The 18,055-nt window shown below is 71.1% G+C and carries 18 protein-coding genes; 9 read left to right on the forward strand and 9 right to left on the reverse strand.

Annotated elements, in window-relative coordinates:
• The first annotated feature begins 25 nt into the window (after positions 1–25).
• From OHA73_RS41650 to OHA73_RS41665, 4 genes are all read left to right on the forward strand, one after another.
• Positions 26–229, forward strand: coding sequence for a cold-shock protein (locus tag OHA73_RS41650; protein WP_020119326.1), 204 nt, complete (start codon positions 26–28; stop codon positions 227–229).
• A 205-nt stretch (positions 230–434) separates the two neighbouring features.
• Entirely contained in the window at positions 435–1,961 is a 1,527-nt protein-coding gene (locus OHA73_RS41655) for a DEAD/DEAH box helicase (RefSeq protein WP_327657899.1), read from the forward strand.
• 70 nt (positions 1,962–2,031) lie between these two features.
• The gene (locus OHA73_RS41660; protein ID WP_327657900.1) at positions 2,032–2,349 is read left to right on the forward strand and encodes a CBS domain-containing protein; all 318 of its coding nucleotides are present in this window, start codon (positions 2,032–2,034) and stop codon (positions 2,347–2,349) included.
• 50 nt (positions 2,350–2,399) lie between these two features.
• Positions 2,400–2,723: an SCO5918 family protein gene (locus OHA73_RS41665; RefSeq protein ID WP_266724175.1), complete on the forward strand. Its 324-nt coding sequence runs from the start codon at positions 2,400–2,402 to the stop codon at positions 2,721–2,723.
• Between the two features lie 56 nt (positions 2,724–2,779).
• Here OHA73_RS41665 and OHA73_RS41670 read toward each other — a convergent pair whose 3' ends face one another.
• Positions 2,780–3,127, reverse strand: coding sequence for a MerR family transcriptional regulator (locus tag OHA73_RS41670; protein WP_327657901.1), 348 nt, complete (start codon positions 3,125–3,127; stop codon positions 2,780–2,782).
• Between the two features lie 97 nt (positions 3,128–3,224).
• Positions 3,225–4,082, reverse strand: coding sequence for a LysR family transcriptional regulator (locus OHA73_RS41675; protein WP_327657902.1), 858 nt, complete (start codon positions 4,080–4,082; stop codon positions 3,225–3,227).
• Between the two features lie 70 nt (positions 4,083–4,152).
• Between OHA73_RS41675 and OHA73_RS41680 the strand changes: the two genes are divergently transcribed.
• On the forward strand, positions 4,153–4,470 hold the full coding sequence (locus OHA73_RS41680) for a hypothetical protein (RefSeq protein WP_327657903.1): 318 nt from the start codon (positions 4,153–4,155) through the stop codon (positions 4,468–4,470).
• A gap of 224 nt (positions 4,471–4,694) precedes the next feature.
• Positions 4,695–7,028, forward strand: coding sequence for a penicillin acylase family protein (locus OHA73_RS41685; protein WP_327657904.1), 2,334 nt, complete (start codon positions 4,695–4,697; stop codon positions 7,026–7,028).
• A 46-nt stretch (positions 7,029–7,074) separates the two neighbouring features.
• Here the strand turns inward: OHA73_RS41685 and OHA73_RS41690 are convergent, their stop codons facing one another.
• From OHA73_RS41690 to OHA73_RS41700, 3 genes are all read right to left on the reverse strand, one after another.
• Positions 7,075–8,262: an MBL fold metallo-hydrolase gene (locus tag OHA73_RS41690; RefSeq protein WP_327657905.1), complete on the reverse strand. Its 1,188-nt coding sequence runs from the start codon at positions 8,260–8,262 to the stop codon at positions 7,075–7,077.
• A 75-nt stretch (positions 8,263–8,337) separates the two neighbouring features.
• On the reverse strand, positions 8,338–9,165 hold the full coding sequence (locus tag OHA73_RS41695) for a DoxX family protein (protein WP_327657906.1): 828 nt from the start codon (positions 9,163–9,165) through the stop codon (positions 8,338–8,340).
• 194 nt (positions 9,166–9,359) lie between these two features.
• Positions 9,360–10,154 carry an SDR family NAD(P)-dependent oxidoreductase gene (locus OHA73_RS41700; protein ID WP_327658629.1) on the reverse strand — a complete coding sequence of 265 codons (795 nt, stop codon included), beginning with the start codon at positions 10,152–10,154 and terminating at the stop codon, positions 9,360–9,362.
• A gap of 98 nt (positions 10,155–10,252) precedes the next feature.
• On the opposite strand from OHA73_RS41700, the gene OHA73_RS41705 reads away from it, so the two are divergent.
• Positions 10,253–11,113: a helix-turn-helix transcriptional regulator gene (locus OHA73_RS41705; RefSeq protein ID WP_327657907.1), complete on the forward strand. Its 861-nt coding sequence runs from the start codon at positions 10,253–10,255 to the stop codon at positions 11,111–11,113.
• 16 nt (positions 11,114–11,129) lie between these two features.
• Here the strand turns inward: OHA73_RS41705 and OHA73_RS41710 are convergent, their stop codons facing one another.
• On the reverse strand, positions 11,130–11,801 hold the full coding sequence (locus OHA73_RS41710) for a response regulator (RefSeq protein ID WP_327657908.1): 672 nt from the start codon (positions 11,799–11,801) through the stop codon (positions 11,130–11,132).
• Entirely contained in the window at positions 11,798–13,513 is a 1,716-nt protein-coding gene (locus tag OHA73_RS41715) for a sensor histidine kinase (protein ID WP_327657909.1), read from the reverse strand. The genes OHA73_RS41710 and OHA73_RS41715 overlap by 4 nt, the downstream gene beginning before the upstream one ends.
• A 294-nt stretch (positions 13,514–13,807) precedes the next feature.
• Between OHA73_RS41715 and OHA73_RS41720 the strand changes: the two genes are divergently transcribed.
• Positions 13,808–15,226, forward strand: coding sequence for a GntP family permease (locus OHA73_RS41720; protein WP_327657910.1), 1,419 nt, complete (start codon positions 13,808–13,810; stop codon positions 15,224–15,226).
• 171 nt (positions 15,227–15,397) lie between these two features.
• The gene (locus tag OHA73_RS41725; RefSeq protein WP_327657911.1) at positions 15,398–16,408 is read left to right on the forward strand and encodes a mechanosensitive ion channel family protein; all 1,011 of its coding nucleotides are present in this window, start codon (positions 15,398–15,400) and stop codon (positions 16,406–16,408) included.
• Between the two features lie 56 nt (positions 16,409–16,464).
• Here OHA73_RS41725 and OHA73_RS41730 read toward each other — a convergent pair whose 3' ends face one another.
• Both OHA73_RS41730 and OHA73_RS41735 read right to left on the reverse strand, forming a co-directional pair.
• Entirely contained in the window at positions 16,465–17,076 is a 612-nt protein-coding gene (locus tag OHA73_RS41730) for an SUKH-4 family immunity protein (RefSeq protein ID WP_327657912.1), read from the reverse strand.
• A gap of 40 nt (positions 17,077–17,116) precedes the next feature.
• Positions 17,117–17,986, reverse strand: a complete 870-nt coding sequence (locus tag OHA73_RS41735; RefSeq protein WP_327657913.1) for an arylamine N-acetyltransferase family protein — start codon at positions 17,984–17,986, stop codon at positions 17,117–17,119.
• Positions 17,987–18,055: the final 69 nt, after the last annotated feature.

Genomic DNA, 18,055 nt, shown 5'->3' on the forward strand with positions numbered 1-18,055 from the left:
ATGTACTGCCCCAAGGAGATATGACATGGCCACTGGAACCGTGAAGTGGTTCAACTCGGAAAAGGGCTTCGGCTTCATCGAGCAGGACGGCGGCGGCGCTGACGTCTTCGCCCACTACTCGAACATTGCCGCCCAGGGCTTCCGTGAGCTGCTCGAGGGCCAGAAGGTTTCCTTCGACATCGCGCAGGGCCAGAAGGGCCCGACGGCCGAGAACATCGTTCCGGCCTGACACTGACGCGCATTTTGCAGCTGGGGCCCGCATCCTTCGGGGTGCGGGCCCCAGCTGTATGCGTCCGCGCCCCGGTTCCACTGTGTACGCGTGGATTTCCGCCGGTCGGCTGCTTGTTTTTACCATCGGTCCATACTTGTAATTCTCCATGCCGCTCATTGCTGCGGGGATTCCTTGATATGCACCGCATCGAGGAAGGTTCCGCATGAACCGCACACGTACAAACAACCGTTCCACCCGTAACCGTCGTGACAACGCCTTCGCCGGAAAGGACGGCAGCCGCTTCGGCTCGCCGGCGCCGCGTACTTCCGGTGGACAGGGCCGCTCCGGTGGCCAGGGCCGCTCCGGCGGGCAGTCCCGCTCGGGTGGGCACGGCCGCCGACCCGCCGCGGTGCAGGGCGAGTTCGCGCTCCCCAAGACGATCACCGCCGCGCTGCCCGCCGTCGACGGCTTCGCCGAACTCGGCATGCCCGAGCAGCTGCTGGCCGAACTCGGCAGGCAGGGCGTGAGCGTGCCGTTCCCGATCCAGGGCGCGACGCTGCCGAACTCCCTGGTCGGCCGCGACGTTCTGGGCCGTGGGCGCACCGGCTCCGGCAAGACCCTCGCCTTCGGCCTCGCGCTGCTCGCCCGCACCGCCGGACAGCGTGCCGAACCCCGCCGGCCGCTGGGACTGATCCTCGTACCGACGCGCGAGCTGGCACAGCAGGTGACGGACGCCCTCACGCCGTACGCCCGCTCCCTCAGGCTGCGGATGGCCACGGTCGTGGGCGGGATGTCGATCGGCAAGCAGGCGAGCGCGCTGCGCGGCGGGGTCGAGATCGTCGTCGCGACCCCGGGCCGGCTCAAGGACCTCATCGACCGTGACGCCTGCGGGCTGGACGCGGTTGCCATCACGGTGCTCGACGAGGCCGACCAGATGGCCGACATGGGATTCATGCCGCAGGTCACCGCGCTGCTCGACCAAGTGCGCCCGGAGGGGCAGCGGATGCTGTTCTCCGCCACCCTGGACCGCAACGTCGACCTGCTGGTGCGTCGCTACCTGAGTGACCCGGTCGTGCACTCCGTCGACCCGTCGGCCGGTGCGGTCACGACGATGGAGCACCACGTCCTGCACGTGCACGGCGCCGACAAGCACGCCGCCACCACGGAGATCGCCGCCCGCGACGGCCGCGTGATCATGTTCCTCGACACCAAGCACGCCGTCGACCGGCTCACCAAGGACCTGCTCAGGAGCGGGGTGCGGGCCGCCGCGCTGCACGGCGGCAAGTCCCAGCCGCAGCGCACCCGTACGCTGACGCAGTTCAAGACGGGGCACGTCAGCGTGCTGGTCGCGACCAACGTCGCGGCGCGCGGCATCCACGTCGACAACCTGGACCTCGTCGTCAACGTCGACCCGCCGACCGACCACAAGGACTACCTGCACCGCGGCGGCCGCACCGCCCGCGCCGGCGAGTCCGGCAGCGTCGTCACCCTCGTCACCCCGGACCAGCGGCGGGCCATGGTCCGCCTCATGTCGGATGCGGGTATCCGTCCGCAGACCACCCCGGTACGCTCGGGCGATGAGGCCTTGCAGCGGATCACCGGCGCCCAGGCCCCGTCCGGCATTCCGGTCGTCATCGCCGCACCGGCGGCCGACCGCCCCAAGCGCGGTTCGTCCTCCCGGGGCCGCCGCGGCGCTTCCTCGGCTCGGCGCGGCCCCGTACGCAAGGCCGCCGTCGATCCGGCGGCCTAGGCGGCGCAGCACCATCGTGATCAGGAAGTCGACCCATCTCTGCAGGAGGCACCTTTTGACACTGGTTCAGATGCAGCCCCGTCCGGCGATCGCCCGCCCCGCGCGCCGGAAGGTGGCCGACGTGGTGGACCCGGCCGGACCGCGGGTGTGTGACGACATGAGTGTCGAGGTGGCGCTGTCCGTGATGGACGCCGCGCACACGGGTCGGCTGGTCGTCTGCGATCGGGACGACCAGGGCATCGGCGTCGTCACCCGGGCCGAACTCGCCGCCGCCCGCGACAGTTCCGCCTACACGGACCGCATCTGCCTGCGCGACATCCTCGGCGTCCACATCGTCGGCGTCCACGCGCCGATCACAGCCTCGGTAGCCTTCGCCCTTTCCCACTGAACCGTTGCCCCTCCGGCCGGATCGTTCTTCCCTACTCCTTGTGAGGACCCATGCGCTGCGTCATCGCCCGCTTCCCGTTCGATCTCACCAAGAACGGAGTACTGGAATCGATGAAGGGCATCAAACCCGAACCGAGCACCGGCGAAACCGTGACCATCGGCCGCCGCCAGTACCCCGCCAAGCAGGTCGGGCAGGTCATCACCCGCCAGGACCGGCGTGACTTCACCGCCGCCGAAGTCCTCCGGGCCATGACCAAGCTCGGTTTCACCTGCCACACCGCCCCCGAGCCGGCACCCGAGCCCAGCCTCGACCCGATCGAGCGGGCCTCCGCGATGCTCGGCACCAACACGCCTTTCCGAACCGACGACATGTGACATGCAGTGGGGCCCGAACGGCACGCCGATCGGGCCCCCATGTGAGCGTCGCACTCTCAGCTTTCCTCGGCCGCGGTGGCGGAACCCTCCGATCCGGCGGTGCGGCGGTATTCGGCGTTGATGCGCTGCGCTTCTTCTAGTTGGTCTTCGAGAACGATGATGCGGCAGGCGGCCTCGACGGGCGTCCCCTGGTCGACGAGTTCCCGGGCGCGCGCGGCGATGCGCAACTGGTAGCGGGAGAAGCGGCGGTGACCGCCTTCTGAGCGGAGCGGGGTAATGAGGCGGGCTTCGCCGATGGCACGGAGGAAACCCTGGGTGGTCCCGAGCATTTCGGCGGCCCGGCCCATGGTGTAGGCGGGGTAGTCGTCGTCATCGAGACGCCCGAACGAATCGTCTGCTGTCACTTGCACCTCTCTGCGGAACATCTTTGAGGGACCTGGTGCCTGCCGTATGGCGTCAGGGCGCGCCAGGACCCCGAAGGAACTTCTACACCATCTGCCGTTACGCGCGTGCCTCGGCCACCCCGACCGCCGCCGTCACAAAGGCCCGTAGGAGCGGATGCGCCGCCTGAGTCGGCCACGCGAGCACCAGGCGGCTCTCGGGGGCGTCCGTGACGGGTACGCAGACCACGCCCGGCGGGACCGGGTGGACGAGGGAGCGGGGCAGGACGGCCACGGTCCGGCCCACCGCGACCAAGGGGATCAACTCCGCGACGTCGTGCACCTCGGGGCCGGCCCCACCGTCGCCCCCGATCCCGGGTACTCCCTTCCAGCGCGGCATCGGCTCGTCCTTCAGATCGGCGAGCCGCACCGCCTCGCGGGCGGCCAGCCGGTGGTCCGCGGGGAGGACGGCGACGCGCTCCTCGATGCGGAGCGTCTCGTGGTCCAGACCCTCCAGATCGTCGAACGGTACGTACAGCAGGCCCACGTCGGCCCGTCCGTCCCGCAGTTGTTCCGCGCGGTCGGCGGGTCCGCTGAACACGATCTCGACCCGGCGCGCATCGGATGCCTCGGCGTACGCGGCGAGGATCGACGACAGCAGATCGGCGTCGCCGCCCGGCTTGAGGACGAGCCGCAGCCGCGTCCCCGCGTCCGCGGCCCGACGGGCCCGCTCCGCGGCGGCGGCCACCGCGTCCAGCGCGTACCGGCCGTCCCGCAGCAGGGCCTCGCCCGCCGGTGTCAGCGCGACCTGGCGGCTGGAGCGGACGAAGAGCGTGACGCCGAGCCGCCTCTCCACGCGCTGGACCGCCTTCGACAGGGCCGGCTGCGCGATCGCCAGACGCTGGGCGGCGCGGCCGAAGTGCAGCTCCTCGGCGACCGCGACGACGTACTCGATCTCCCGTGTCTCCAGTTCAGCCATGCCTCCAGGTTATCGTTCGAGGCCGAGCGGATCTTGGACGGGGCGCCCCACCTCCTGTTTCGATGGCTGCATGATTCACCACACGATGCTCGTATCCTTCGACAGCCCCCTCCCCGACACCGACCTCGACCAATTCCTTCAGGACATCGAGAAGGTCATGGTGGACTCCGGTCACCTCCAGACGTCCGCCACCCGTCGGCACATTCCGGTTCCCGGCGAGGAGGCCATCCCCGCGATGATCGCCACGGCGGTCGTACAGTTCGGCGTCGCCGACATGGAAGCCCTCGGTGCCGCGTTCGCCGCCCCCGGCGTCGGGGAGCTCATCCACCGCTGGCAGGCCCGGTACCCGTACAAGGTCGCCTGGGTGAACCACGAGCCGCTGGACTGAACGCGGCGTCAGTAGCTCCGGCGGTCCCGGCGGCCGCCCGCGGTCAATATGAACGAAACGACGCGCCCCTCGTCCTGCGTTCCGCTTCCTCCTAACCTCGAGCCGTTCGTGTCAGGGATCTGTTGACCGACGAGGAGGTTGTTGTGGCGAATGCCGGGCAGGGGCGGTTTTCCAGACGGCAGGTACTGGCGGCAACGGCAGTCGGAGTGTCCGGAGTCGGTGTGATGGCCGATGTCGTGGGCGCAGCACCGGCGGGCGCGGCGGCGGCCGGGCCGCGCGACTACCGGGTACCGGGCCTGCGGGCGCCGGTCGAGCTGATCGAGGACCGCTACGGCGTGCCGCACATCTACGCCGACAACGAGCACGACGTGTTCCTCGCGCAGGGCTTCAACGCCGCCCGCGAGCGCCTCTTCCAGATCGACCTGTGGCGCAGGCGCGGACTCGGCCGGCTCGCCGATGTACTGGGGGCCGACTACGTGGCGCAGGACCGGGCCACCCGCCTGTTCCTGTACCGCGGCGACATGGACGTCGAGTGGGCGCGCTACGCCGAGGACGCGCAGCGCATCGCGACGCAGTTCACCGCCGGGATCAACGCCTACGTGGACTGGCTGGACGCCCACCCCGAGCAACTCCCCGAGGAGTTCGGCCTCCTCGGCTACCGGCCGGCACGCTGGGACCCCGAGGACGTGGTCCGCATCCGCAGCCACGGACTGACCCGCAACCTGACCAGCGAGGTCAAGCGCGCCCAGGTCGCCTGCGCCGCCGGGGTGGACGCCGACCTGGTGCGTCAGGGGTTGCAGCCGGACCACAAGGCGAGCGTGCCCGACGGCTTCGACCCGTGCGTGCTCCCCGACGACGTGCTCAAGGTCTTCGAACTGGCCACCCAGGAAGTCGAGTTCAGCGAAGGTGCGGTACCAAGCGCGGTCGTGCGCGACGCGACCACCGAGGGCTCCAACAACTGGGTGATCGGCGGGCAGCGCACCGCCACCGGGCGGCCGATCCTCGCCAATGACCCGCACCGCTCCTACTCGGCGCCCTCGCTGCGCTACCTCGCACACCTCAGCGCGCCCGGACTCGACGTCATCGGCGCGGGGGAGCCGGCCCTCCCGGGCATCTCCATCGGGCACAACGGCACCGTCGCCTTCGGCCTGACCATCTTCTCGATGGACCAGGAGGACCTGTACGTCTACGAGTTGGACCCGGACGACCACAGCCGTTACCGGTACCAGGACGGCTGGGAGCCGATGAAGGTGCTGCACGAGCGGATCCCCGTCGCGGGCCAGGACGACCACCCCGCCGAGCTGACCTTCACCCGGCACGGACCCGTGATCCACGTCGACGAGGAGCACAACCTCGCCTACGCGGTGCGCACCGCGTGGCTGGAAGCGGGCACGTCACCGTACTTCGGCAGCGTCGCCTACATGCGGGCGCGCAACTACCGCGAGTTCACCGAGGCCATGCGCAACTGGGGCGCCCCGACGGAGAACCAGGTCTACGCCGACGTCGAGGGCAACATTGGCTGGGTGCCCGGCGGCCTCGCACCCAAGCGGGTCGGGTACGACGGGCTGCTGCCGGTGCCCGGCGACGGCCGCTGCGAGTGGGACGGTTTCTACTCGGGGGACGACCTGCCGCGGACCCTCAACCCGGCTGCCGGGTTCATCGCCACCGCCAACCAGTTCAACCTGCCGCCCGCGTACCAGGACATGGGACTCGGCTACGAGTGGACCAACCCCTTCCGCCACCAGCGGATCGTCGAAGTCCTCTCGAAGCAGCACAACCACACCCTCGCCGACTCGCAAGCACTCCAGCACGACCAACTGTCCATACCCGCCCGCAGGTTGGCCGCCCTGCTGGCCCGCCTGCAAAGCAGCGAACCCGACCGCCGCCGGGCCCTGCGACTGCTGCGCACCTGGAATGCCGTCGAATCGGCCGACTCGGGGCCGGCGGCCCTGTTCGAGGTGTGGCTGTCCAGGCACCTGGGGCCCGGTTTTGTACGGGCCGCGGTACCGAAGGCCGCCGAGCTGATCGAGGACGCCGACACCCTCGTCCTGCTCGGCGAGTTGGAGAAGCCGGGACGGTGGCTGAAGGACGAGGCGGCCCGCGACCGGCTGCTGCTCGACACACTGGGTTCGGCCTACGCCGAGGTGCGCAAGCTGCTCGGCGACGACGAGCGGAAGTGGCAGTGGGGCGCACTGCACCACAGCCTCTTCCAGCACCCGGCATCGGCGGCGCTCAGCGACACCGACCGCGCCCGCTTCGACGTCGGCCCGATGCCGAGCGGCGGATCCCCCGACACGGTCAACGCGGCGACCTACCGCACCAGCGACTTCCTGCACACCAGCGGTCCTTCGTTCCGGGTGGTCCTGGACGTGGGCGACTGGGACTCGTCGGTGGCGGTGAACACCCCCGGCCAGTCCGGCGCCCCGGACGACCCGCACTACCGCGACCTCGCCGAACCCTGGCTCGACGGCGACTACTTCCCGCTGGCCTACACCCGCGCGGCAGTCGAGAAAATCGCCGAACGCCGCGTGCGGCTCCTTCCGGTAGAGGCGTCCTGAGCGGCCTGCCGCAGAGGGGCCGTGCCGACGGCATCGTCGCCGGGGATCAGCCCACCCCCAGGTGGAGCAGGTCCTCGCCGACGATCAGCCTGCCCGAGTAGCCCTTCTGCGCCGCCTTCCAACGGCGGGCCGGATTCGTCGCGGGGACCAGGTGGTTGAGCACCAGGTTGCGGGCGCCCGCCGGCTCCGCGACGTCCCGTCCGACCTGCTCGATCGTGGTGTGGCTCGTGAGGAGGTGCTCGCGCAGGGGCTCACGGATGGCCTCGGGGACCGCAGTGACCAGTTCGTCGACGAAGCGGGGGTCGATCACCTCGTGCACCAGATAGTCGGCGTCCCGCGCCAGACGGATCAGGTTGTCGCTGACGCAGGTGTCACCGGAGAAGACGACGGAGCCGTCGGGGGTGTCGAAGCGGTACGCGAAGGTGGGCGCCATCGGCCGGTGGTCGACGAGGGTCGCCGTGACACGGACGTCGCCGTCCTCCCAGACGGACAGTGGCTCATCGAGCCGCGGCGGCCTTCCGGCCGGGTCGATGTCCCATACGTCGCCCAGGTCGATGTCGTGCACGGTGAACAGGTCGTCCGGCATGGTGAAGTTGGACTCGCGGGCGCGCCCGTTGAAGTCGGCGGCGAACGCCTGGCTCAGGTAGCCGGTCATCGCGGAGATACCGGGCGTCGGGCGGTCCGGGTTCACGACGGGCGGTGCCTGCCGGTCGGGAGGGAACACGCTGGGCAGCGTGCCGCGGTCGCCGGGGCCGAACACCTCGATGGGCGGCAGGGTCCGGCCCACGATGTTCGAGGGGCCTGTCGCGTAGAGGGACGGCCAGTCGGCGACGTGGTCACTGTGCAGGTGGGTCAGGAAGACACCTCGTACCCGCGTGAGCGACGAGCCGAGGTGGTCGTCAGGACCGAGCCCGCTCTGCACCAGCCGGTGCAGCGCCCCTTGTCCCAAGTCGACGATGTACACCCGGTCTTCGTACACGACCGCGCTGGAGACACCGCATCGCGCGCCGTCCGCCCAGGCCGGGCCGCCGGCCGTGCCGAGCAGAACCAGACGGGTGCGATGGCGGCTCGCGGTGCGTCCGGTGGCCTGGGAGCGTGCGGCGGCGGACCCGGATCCGAGGGCGAGCAGGCCGCCGGTGGCGGAGGTCGCGCCCAACGCCTGAAGGAAGCGGCGCCGGTCGGTGCGGGGCGCCGGGGCGCTGTGGGAGAGGGCGTGGTCGAGCAGATGGCACACGTGCGGTGGACCTCCTTGGACCCGAGCGGGTGTGCTCGGGGTGTCGGGTGTGCTCGGGATCTCGGGCGGCAGGCGTCAGGCGTCGGACCCGGGGGAGACGGGCGATGCGGGGGACATGGGTGGCGCCGCCAGGGCCGCGTCCGGACGGTCGCCCGGCTCCCCGCTCGCGGCAGCGAGCCCCCGACCGGTCTTGCGCAGATGCGTCCACAGTCCGAGGAAGCCGGCGAGGAAACCGCTGATCAGCCCGGACACGGCGTGGTTGGCCGCGTTGGCGGCGGCGTTCAAAGGCATGCCGACGACCAGGTAGTTGGCCACCGCGCTCATCACCGCGCCGATGACACCCCCGATCAGCCCGCTGACGAGCGACACACGGACCGCCGACGGGCCCGTGGACACGACGCGGCGCCCGGCGCCGGACGGCCCAGCCGTCGGCACGCCCTCGATGCCGAGGACCCGGTCGAGCGCCACCGGGCCCGGACCCGAGAGTGCGACGGCGAGGAAGCCGGCGATGAGCACCAGCGGAAACTCCGCGCCCGCGCCACTCGCGGCGCCCTGCTGCGGCGTGATGAATCCCGTGTCCGTATTGACCAGGGCCAGTGCGACACACAGGTGGACCGACAGCAGCAGCGCCGTGAGCCGGGACAGCAGCCCCACCACGAGGAACAGTCCGCCGAGCGACTCACCGAGAGCCACGGCCCAGCCGACGGCCGAGGGCGCGGGGACGTCCAGGCTTGCGAGGAAGGCACCGAAGCCGTCGGGACCGTGCACCAGCTTGTCCACGCCGTGCACGGCCATGACGGCCCCGCAGGCGACCCGTGTCACGCACGGGCCGGCGGAACGCAGCCCGTGCAGCGGGGCGATGCCAAGGGCGCGCCGCAGCGCCGTGGTCCTGGAAGGGGCCATGACGGGGTCCTCTCGGAGGGGTGACATGCCGGTGCCTGGAGTGCGTCACGGGCACGTCGGCCGGTGACGTATGCGCAACTGTGCTGGTGACAGGCCCGGTTGGGAATCCTCCGGGTCATCGCGACTTCGGATGCCGCTCATCCACCGCGTGGATGCCGGGGGAGCGGAACATCGCATCCGCCCGCCCGGTCGATTCAGGCCCCCGCCCCGCCGTCCACCGGCACCACCGCCCCGGTCACCATCGACGCCCGGTCGCTGAGGAGCCACGCCGCCGCCTCGGCGACCTCGCGGGGTTCGGCCATCCGGCCGAGGGGGATCGCCGACTTCACCTGCTCGACGATGCCGGGGGTCGCGGCCTCCCATGCGTCGATCATCTCGGTGGCCGTGCCGCCGGGAGTGAGGCCGTTCACCCGGATCCCGTCCGGGGCCCAACTGACCGCGGCGGTCTCGGTGATGCTGTTGAGCGCGCGCTTCATGGCGCCGTAGGCGGGCAGGGCGGGGTTCGCGCGGCGGCTGCCGATGCTCGACGTATTGACGATCGACCCGCCCCCGCCGCGTCGCATGAGTGCGGCCTCCGCGGTCATGGCGGTCCAGTGCGCGCGGAAGTTGACGGCGAACTGCTCGTCGATGTCCTCGTCGCTGGTGGTGTGGAGCGGTCCGGGTTGCTGGATCGCCGCGCCGTTGTTGAACGCGCCGTCGAGCCGGCCGTGCACGTCCTCCACGTGGTCGACCGCCGCGCGGATGCTGTCCCGGTCGGCCAGGTCCAGCGGGACGGCGTCGGCCACGCCGCCGTCGGCGCGGATCTCGGTGACGATGCGCTGGAGCGCTTCGGTGCCGCGCGAGGCGAGCACCACGGCGGCGCCTTCCTGGGCGAAGAGGCGGGCGGCGGCCGCCCCGATGCCGCGGCTGGCGCCGGTGATGAACACGACCTTGCCGGCGAGCAGGCCGATGGGCGGGTGCGTCATGCGGTTCGTCATGTGGTTTGTCATGTGGTTCGTCATGAGGGGAGTGTCGGCGCGGTCCGCGGGTCCGATACAGGCACAACCGGTACCAGGATGTGCGGCCGCGGGGCGGGCACACTGGGGGCATGGACAAGCAGGAACTGGGTTCGTTCCTCCGCAGCCGCCGTGAGCGCCTCAAGCCGCAGGACGTCGGCCTGCCCTTTGGGGCGCGACGCCGGACACCGGGGCTTCGCCGCGAGGAAGTGGCGGTCCTCGCGCACATTTCCACGGAGTACTACGTCCGGCTCGAGCAGGGGCGGGCGCCGCGGCCGTCCGGTGAGGTGCTCGCCGGGATCGCGGGAGCGCTGCGGCTCACCGACGCCGAGGCCGACCACCTCCATGTCCTCGCGGGCACCGCACCGAATCGCAGCGGGCTGCACCGGCGCGACGTTCGCCCGAGCATCCTCGCGCTCCTCGCGCGGCTGCCGCAGACGGCCGCGTTCGTGACATCCGCCGTGTTCGAGGTGCTTGCGTGGAACGACCTGACGGCCGCGCTCATGGAGGACTACGCCGAACTGGCCCCCGATGAGCGCAACTTGGCGCGCCGTGCCTTTCTCGGGCCGCAGCGTCCGCAGGCGCCGCTCTACGGGATCTCCGATGCCGCCGAGTTCCGTCAGCACGTCGTCATGGAGCTGCGGGCCGCCCTCGCCCGCTACCCGGAGGATCCCGCGGTCGCCGGTCTCGTCGCCGAACTGCGCGACGAGAGCCGCGAGTTCGCCCGGCTGTGGGAGCTGCGCGACGTGCACGCGGCGCCGACCCTCACCAAGACGTTCCACCACCCGGTCGTCGGAGAGGTCACCGTCGACTGCGACGCCCTCGCACTCACCGACCGCGACCAGCGCCTCGTGCTGTACAGCGCGCCACCCGGATCCCGGGACGCCGAGACGTTGGCCCTGCTGGGCGTGGTCGGTGCTGACGGGGGCGGGGTCCTGCCCCGGGCCACGTAACCGCTGCCGAGGACCCTCAACCCGCCGGTCGGTACTCCTGCTCGGGGCGCCCCGTGGCCCCGTACCGCAGTCGCATGCGCAGCAGGCCGTCCGTGCACAGGCCCGCGAGGTGGCGTTGGGCCGTGGCGCGGGAGATGCCGATGGAGTGGCCCACCTCCGCGGCGGACAGGGCGGCGTCGGCCCCCCGGACGGTGGTGAGTACCAGTTGGCGGGTGGCGGCGTGTGCGCCGGTGGGGCGGTCGCGGCGCGGTGGGGGAGCGAAGAGCGTGGCCACCGCTTCGTCGATCGTGTCCTGGTCGACGTGCGGGGAGTCCAATGTGCGGCGGTAGCGGGCGTAGCCGCGAAGGCGGTCGATCAGGCGCTGCGGAGGGAACGGCTTCGCCAGGTAGGTGAGCGCGCCGGCCGACAGTGCTGCCCGGACAGTTTGTCCCTCCGTCGCCGCGCTCAACACGAAGCAGTCGCAGGGTAGTTCGCGGACCAGGTCCACGCCGGAGCCGTCCGGGAGGTACACGTCCACCAGGGCCAGGTCGACCTGCCGCTCCCGTACGATCTCGCGCGCCTGCTGGGCCGACTGCGCGGTGGCCACCACCGTGAATCCGGGGGCCTGCGCCACGTGGGAGGCGTGCAGGCCTGCCACGTGGAAGTCGTCGTCCACCACCAGCACCGACAGCGTGGTCCTCTCGCTCACCGTGCCTCCTCCAGTACGCCCGGCAGCCGTGCCACGAACACGGCGCCGCCGGGATCCTCGTCGTTGCCCGGGCCGCCCGGTGTCACAAGCTCGACCTCTCCGCCACGGCTCCGTGCGATCTGCCGCACCAGCGCAAGCCCGACGCCCCGGCCGCCGGGCGTCGAGGTGTCCTCCTTGGACGAGACACCCTCCTCGAAGATGTCCTCGGCGTGGGCCAACGGGACACCGTCGCCGCTGTCCGCCACGGTGATCACGAGCGTCGTGCCGTGCGTCATCAGTTCCACTTCCATCCGTCGTGATGTGCGGCTGCCCTCCCCCGCGGCGTGCACGGCGTTGTCGAGCAGGTTGCCGAGGACGGTGGTGACATCGACCGGTTCGGTGACGGGGGAGTCGATCCAGGTGCCCTCGCCGAGGGTCAGCTCCACGCCGTTCTCGCGTGCCTGGGCCGCCTTCGCGCGCAGGAAGGTGCGCAGGTACGCGTCGTCCACCGCGTCCAGGCCGGGCAGGGAGACCGACGTCGAGCCCGTGCCGAGGAGTTCCTCCAGGTAGCGGGCCGCCTGTGTCAGATGGCCGCCGTGGACCAGGCCTGCCACCACGTGCAGCCGGTTGCTGAACTCGTGGCGCTGGGCGCGCAGTGCCATACCCATCGCCTGCACCGCGTCCAGCTGCCGCGTCAGCGACTCGACGTCCGTACGGTCCTTGACGGTGACGAGCGTGCCCAGGTCCCGGTCGGCCCTGCGCACCCGCCGGGCCGACACCACGAGGACCCGTTCGCCCGCCGTGGTCACCACCGGTTCACCGCCCCCGCCGTCCGGCCGGGCCGCGCGGGCCACCGCCAACACCCGTGGGTTGAGGCCCCATTCGGACACCGGGGCGCCCACCGGTCCGTCCACCGCGAGCAGCCGCCGCGCCTCGTCGTTGACGACCGTCACCCGCTCCCGCGCGTCGAGCGCGAGCACACCGTCGCCGATGCCGTGCAGCACCGCCTCCTGCTCCTGCACGAGACCCACCAGTTCCTCCGGCTCCAGGCCGAGGGTGAGCCGTCGCCACCGCCGGGCGAGCGCGGCGGAGGCCATCACACCCACGAGCAGTGCCACCGCCAGGCAGGCCAGACCGACAATGAGTACGCGGACGACCTGGTCGTGCACGTGGCTCGCGGCGACCCCCGCGTTGGCCTCGCCCACCACACGACGGCTGTGCGGGGCGTAGACGGGGACCTTCGCCACGATCTCCTCGCCGAGGTGCGCGTGGTCGTGGTCGAGCACCTCGTGCCCGGCGAGCGCACGTGACGGGTCGGTGCTCACCATGCGTCCGAGCTGGCTCTTCTGCGGGTGGGCGAGGCGGACGCCGCGGTCGTCCGTGACCACCACGAACAGCGATCCGGTACGGGCCCGGGCGGCCTGCGCCAGCGCCTGCACCGGTCCTTCGGCGAGGGCGTCGATCTCCTTCTCCGCGCGGGCCCTGCGGTGTCCGTCGCCGGACACGGAGTAGCGGGCCGCCTGCGCACGGACGACCGGGTTCGCGGCGACGGTGCGGGCCACGCCCAGCGCCCGCAGCTGGTACTCGCGCTCGACATGGCGATCGTTGACGTATGCGAAGGCCCCGAAGGCGGCGGTGAGGGCGAGCGCGACGACTGCGCTCTGCAGCAGCAGTACCTGGGTACGCAGCCGCAGGCGTCGACTGCGCCACCGCTTGGACCTGGAGAACCTCACGTCGCGACGGTATCCGCCGCCTCTCGCGGGACCTTCAGGGGCCCCGTCCCGGACGTGCACTCAATGAGCACAACCCGCACAAGGCGGGTTTCGCGGCTTGCGCGCGCAACCTGTTCGGCGCGGATCGCAGCGGGATACGTTCACCCGGATCATCCCCCGGCCGACCCCGTGTGCGTTCGCCGATCCGTTGCTGATCCTTCCTGCCCGAGCCGCTTTGACCAGGAGTTTCCCCATGACGCCACCCACCGCAGAGGCCAGGGACGGCCTGCGCGACAGCACGCGCGGAGGTTGCCGGTGACCACGCACACCTGGGGACTCCTGGCCATCCTCGTCCTGTCCATCGTCGCGCTGATCGCACTGATCAACTCGCGGCTGCGCCTGCACCCCTTCGTGGCCCTGACGCTGGTCTCGCTCGCCGCGGCCGTCGCCGCCGGTGAACCCGCGGAGAAGATCGCCGAGTCACTGGAGACGGGCGCGGGCTCGATCCTCGGCGACGTCGGTGTGACCCTCGCCTTCGGAGCGATGCTGGGTCGGCTGCTGTCCGACTCCGGAGCCACCGACCGCATCGCCCGGCTCATCGTCCACCGGGCCGGTCGCAGATCGCTGCCGTGGTACATGGCCGGTGCGGCGTTCGTCATCGGCATCCCGATGTTCTTCGAGGTCGGCCTCATCGTGCTGCTGCCGCTGATCTTCAGCGTGGCGCGGCGGCTGCGCGACGACCACGACGTCAAGGGCTCCCCGTACGTGGCCCTCGCCGCCCCGGCGATCGCCGCCCTGTGCACCCTGCACGGCATGGTGCCGCCGCACCCGGGACCGCTGATCGGGGTGAACGGCCTGCACGCCAACCTCGGTCTGACCATCGGCGTCGGCCTGGTGTGCGCGATACCCACGGTCATCCTCGCGGGCCCCGTCTACGGCCGGTGGATCGCGCCGCGCCTCGACGTCCGGCCGGACCGGGCGCTCGTCGCCCAGTTCACCGGTGACCGAGCCGCTGATGCCGACGCCGGCACCTCGGCCGACACCACGGAGGCCGGCCGGCCGCGCCGCAGCGTGCCCACCGGCTGGGCGGTCGCCGCGGTCCTGGTCCCCGTCGTCCTGATGCTCCTGAACACGGTCGCCGACCTCGTGCCCGCGCTGCCCGCGGGGCTGCGGCACACCCTCGCCCTGACCGGCTCGCCGGTCGTCGCGATGTTCTTCGGCCTGCTCTTCGCGCTGTTCGTCGTGGCACTGCCCAGCGGAGTGGGCGGCGAGGCGATCCGTGACTCCCTGGGCGAGAGCCTGCGGTCCGTGGCCGGCATCCTGCTGATCATCGCGGGCGGCGGCGCGTTCAACCAGGTCCTCGAGGACTCCGGCATCGGCAAGGCGGTGGAGTCGGCCGCCTCGGGCGCACACCTCAACGTACTCGTCCTGGGCTGGCTGTTGGCCCTGCTGCTGTCGTTCTCGACGGGCTCCGCGACGGTGGGCATCGTCGCCGCCACCGGAGTCCTTGCTCCGATGGCCGCCACGGAGTCGAGCCTTGCCACGTCGCTGCTCGTCGTCGCCATCGGCGCGGGTTCCGTGGGCCTCAACTACGTGAACCACGCGGGATTCTGGCTGGTCAAGGAGTCCTTCGGGATGACACTCGGTCAGGCCACCAAGTCCCACACCGTCATCCAGACACTGGTGAGTGTCTGCGGACTGCTGATGACACTTCTGCTGTCGCTTTTGGCATGACGCGGTGACGAGGATGCGAAGGTCCCGTCGGGACACGTGAAGGCTCCACACATCCCTCTCCACCGCTTTGACCTCGGCGGAGAGGGGTCAATAGGTTCGGGCGCCGAGTACTTCCCCGCGTACTCCCTTGTCCTGCCACGGACTTGACCCGCCACGGAACGGAGCTTCCCCGTGTCATCCCTTGACGCGTTCACGTCGTATCCCCTCAGCAGCGAGAACCCCGTGACCGGCGCCCCCGAGTGGCTGCGGGACAACCTCGGCACGTTCGTCGGCGTTCCGCTCCGCATCCTCCTGATCGTTCTCGGTGCCATGCTGGTGCGCGCGCTCGCCCAGCGGGCCATAACCCGGACCGTGAACAGGGTTTTGCAGGCCAACGAGCACGGCAGTGAGCCGCGGCGCACCACCCGCGGTCCCGCCGTGCTGCAGCGCGATGCCTCCCGGGCGCAGGAGCGGCGCGAGCAGCGGGCGCGCACCATCGGCTCGGTGCTCAGCAGCATCGTGACCATCGTCATCTCCGTCATGGGCCTGGCCATGATCCTCGACCAGATCGGCATCGCGCTCGGCCCGCTGCTCGCCAGCGCCGGAGTGGTGGGTCTGGCGATCGGCTTCGGCGCGCAGAGCCTCGTCGCCGACTATCTGGCCGGAATGCTCATCATGATCGAGGACCAGTACGGCGTCGGTGACTCGGTCGACCTCGGCGAGGCCATCGGCGAGGTCGAGCACGTCGGCCTCCGCCTCACCCAGGTCCGCGACCTCAACGGTGGCCTGTGGCACATCCGCAACGGCGAGATCATGCGCGTCCGCAACGACAGCCAGGAGTGGGCCCGCGCGGTGCTCGACGTGTCGGTGGCGTACGACTCCAACCTGGAGAAGGTCTTCGCCGTGCTGGAGGAGACCGGCATGTCGCTGCGCGAGGACCACGCCTACAACGGCGTCCTGCTGGAGGACCCGTCGGTGTGGGGTGTGCAGTCCATCGAGGCCGACGGCATCGTGGTGCGGCTCGTCGTGAAGACCGCGCCGCTGAAGCAGTGGGCCGTCACGCGCGAGCTGCGCCGCCGCGCCAAGGAGGCCCTCGACGCGGCCGGCATCGAACTCCCCTTCCCGCAGCGCGCGGTGTGGGTGCGCGGCGCCAAGGACGCCGACGCGGAGGACACTCGCGCGGACGCCCCGCTCTCGCGCTGAGCGGCACCGACGTCACCCGCAGGCGGCACTGACGTCACCCGTATTCGGCACCGAGGTCACCCGTAGAGCGAGCGCGCTCCCGGTGAGCCGTCCGCGAAGCGCTGGCCCATGGCGATCTCGTCCCCGATCACCGACCAGAGGGTCTCGTCGTGGAGGAAGGGGAGCGGGTCGACACTGCTCGTCTCCTTGCGGATCCGCTCGACCTCGCGGTCCAGGCGCTCGAACCCGGCCTCCTCGCCCTCGTCGCCGAACGTGAACTCCTCCAGTACGCGCTGGAAATGGAGCGTCACGTGGATGAGTGAGGAGACATCGGCGTGGAGCTCCTGCACGGTCTCCTCGTCCGTGTCGACGGCGTACACCTTGCCGGAACCGGGGTCGAGGGCGAGGTGTGCGTTGAGCAGCCAGCCGATGACGGGCCAGCTGCCCGCGTCCGGCGGAGCGTCCTCGAAGTCCTCGGTGTCGGCGACGTCCTGGACGAGGGACAGTCCGCCGGACTCCGCGGAGGACTCGTAGGGCAGGAGTGTCCCGGTGGGGACGCCGACGGTCCGCAGGAGGCGTACGCCCTCGGTGTCCGCGACGGACGGCGGGAAGGCGGTGGCGGGCAGCGTCGCGAGCCGGTCCTCGCCGAAGGTGTCGGCGAGGACGTCGCGGGTGACGTCGAAGAGCATGGCTGGAACGGGCTCCGAACTCTCGGGTGGGGCGGCGGGATTACGTGGCCGGGGGCCGGTTGGCGTCGAGTTCCGTCAGCCGGGTCACCAGGAGAGCGGCCTCCTCGGGGTCCATGCGGATGTCGAAGACGTCGTCGAGCAGCTTGGGCACCTCGCGCGGTGGCACGGTCTCCGTCACCGGATCCTGCCCCGGCCGGTGGGTCGTCCAGGCCAGCGCGTCGAGCGTGTCGTACCGGTCCGTGCGCAGACGCTGGATGTACGGGCGGGTGACGAAGGGGGAGCGCTCGTGCGTGGACACGAAGTGGTTACCGACCGCGTAGTCGATGGGGTACTGCGGGTCCTCGGTGAACACCTGCCGCACCGTCCAGCCCTCCGGTCCCTCCGGGCCGTCCCCACGCTGGTGCACCGCCCAGCCCTCCGAACCGTGGGTGATGACCTGCCGGCGCAGCAGGTACGGCCACGGTCCGCCCTCGCTGCGGGCGCCGTCGACCAGCTCGATGGGCTCCAACGGGCTGGCGCCGAAGCCGATGTCGACCAGCCACCGCCCGCCGTCCAGGTCCACGATCAGCATCGCGTGGGTCAGCGGGCGGGGTGTGCTGGAGTCCGCCCCGAGCTGCACGCGCGCGGAGACGGCGGTGAAACGGAACCCGAGCGCCTCCAGTGCGGCGGCGAACAGCACGGTGTGCTCGTAGCAGTAGCCGCCCCGGCCCCTGCGCACCAGCTTGTCCTGGACCGACGGCACGTCGATCCGCACCTCGCGGTACAGGAACGAGTCGTACGTGTCCCACCGCAGGGTCAGCACATGTGCGCGCTGCAGGGCCCCCAGTGTCTCGAGGGTGGGCGCACGGTCGCCCTCGTACCCGAGGCGGGTGAGATAGGCGTCCAGGTCGAGTTGCTCGCTGCTCCACATGTGGGGGTCAACCTCGGCGGGCTCGGCGGCTATTCCGGGCGGCTCACCCGATCGGGCCCGGCCGGGCGC

Origin of the sequence: Streptomyces sp. NBC_00483 (assembly GCF_036013745.1) — a bacterium.
Lineage (GTDB): Bacteria > Actinomycetota > Actinomycetes > Streptomycetales > Streptomycetaceae > Streptomyces.